Annotated in this window: 2 protein-coding genes; both read left to right on the forward strand. The window is 68.2% G+C overall.

The window, feature by feature from the left end:
- Positions 1-594, forward strand: a 594-nt coding sequence (locus RMO85_RS06280; RefSeq protein ID WP_310527587.1) for a TatD family hydrolase, incomplete at its 5' end; no start/stop codon positions are given.
- A gap of 277 nt (positions 595-871) precedes the next feature.
- The coding region (locus RMO85_RS06285) for a ubiquitin-like domain-containing protein (RefSeq protein ID WP_310527590.1) at positions 872-1,667 on the forward strand (796 nt) is incomplete at its 3' end.

The raw sequence follows: 1,667 nt of genomic DNA on the forward strand, positions 1-1,667 counted from the left end.
CACCCCAACGAAGCACCTCGGGTCGAGGACCTGGATGCGGCGATGGCTGAGATCGAGGCGCTGGCCGGCGCCCACGACAAGGTGCGGGCCGTGGGGGAGACCGGGCTCGATCACTTCCGCACCGGCGCGGAGGGCCTGGCGGTCCAGCAGGAGAGCTTCCGGCGGCACATCGACCTCGCCAAGCGCCTCGAGAAGACGCTGGTCATCCACGACCGGGACGCGCACGAGGAGGTGCTGCGGATCGTGGACGAGGAAGGGCCGCCCGACCGCTGGGTGATGCACTGCTTCTCCGGTGACGTCGACCTGGCCCGGGCCTGCCTCGACCGCGGGGCCCACCTGAGTTTCGCCGGCACGCTCACCTTCAAGAACGCCGCCGACCTGCGCAGTGCGCTCGCCATCACGCCGCTCGACCGCATCCTCGTCGAGACCGACGCGCCGTACCTCACCCCGGTCCCGTTCCGCGGGCGGCCCAACGCGTCCTACCTCGTCCCGCACACCGTGCGCGCCATGGCGCAGGTCCGCGGAGGCGACCTCGAGACCCTCTGTCGGGCGATCAACGACAACACGGAAGCGGCCTTCGGCGGCACCTGGTAGAGGCCGCAATGACGTGTGTGACCGCGCTCACCCCGGCCGAGATGCCGGACACGTTCGGCCCCGAATCGGGTGCTTCGACTTTGCACTACCGACCGGAACCGTTATCGTCTTGTGATTGTTGGCCGGGATCGGGAACGATTCGCCAGCGCCCGGAGGCGGTGTATGAGCCCCTCCGCGAGTCCCCCGCTCGCAACTCGCCCCATCGCACCTGGTGGTCAAGGCTGCACGCGGACGCGCTGACGCCCCGAGGCCCGGACAGGTCTACGTTCGGAGAAACGTGCGTTCACGCATCGCCCACCTCAGCAAGTCCAAGGCTCTTCTCGCGACCCTCGTGGCCGTCATCGTGGTCGCCGTCGGCGGCTCGACGATGGGCTATGCAGCCCTCAGCAAGTCGGTGACCCTGTCCCTCGACGGACAGGCCGAGACCGTCACCGCCATGGGTGGCACGGTCGCTGACGTCCTGGCCGCCGAAGGCGTTGAGATCACCGACAAGGACCTCGTGGCCCCCTCCCTCGACGAGCCGGTCGCGGACGGCAGCCGCATCTCGGTCCAGTTCGGCCGCCCGCTCGAGCTGAGTGTTGACGGCGAGGAGCGCACCTACTGGGTGAACTCCACCGACGTGGCGAGCGCCCTGGGCGAGATCGGTCGCGGCTTCTCGACCGCAGACCTCTCGACCAGTCGTGACGCCGTGATCTCACGCAGCGGCTTGCGCCTGGAGGTCGTCACGCCCAAGACCATCAAGGTCAAGGTCGGCAAGCAGGAGTTCGAGCAGACGAAGCTCAAGGCGCTGACCGTGGGCGACGTCTTCGACGATCTCGACGTGAAGGTCTCCAAGCACGACGAGGTGTCGCCCAGCCTCGACACCGAGATCACAGACGGCGACAAGATCGTCCTCACCGACATCCGCATCGTCACCAAGCGGGTCAAGGACGAGGCCATCGACTACACCGTCGTCGAGCGCGAGGACTCCTCGCTGTACGTGGGCGACGACGAGACCGTCCGCGCGGGCCGTGACGGCGTGCGCGACGTGACCTACAAGCTGACCGTCCGCAACGGCCAGGTCATCGCGACCA

Origin of the sequence: Nocardioides sp. (assembly GCF_031422975.1) — a bacterium.
Taxonomy (GTDB): domain Bacteria; phylum Actinomycetota; class Actinomycetes; order Propionibacteriales; family Nocardioidaceae; genus Nocardioides.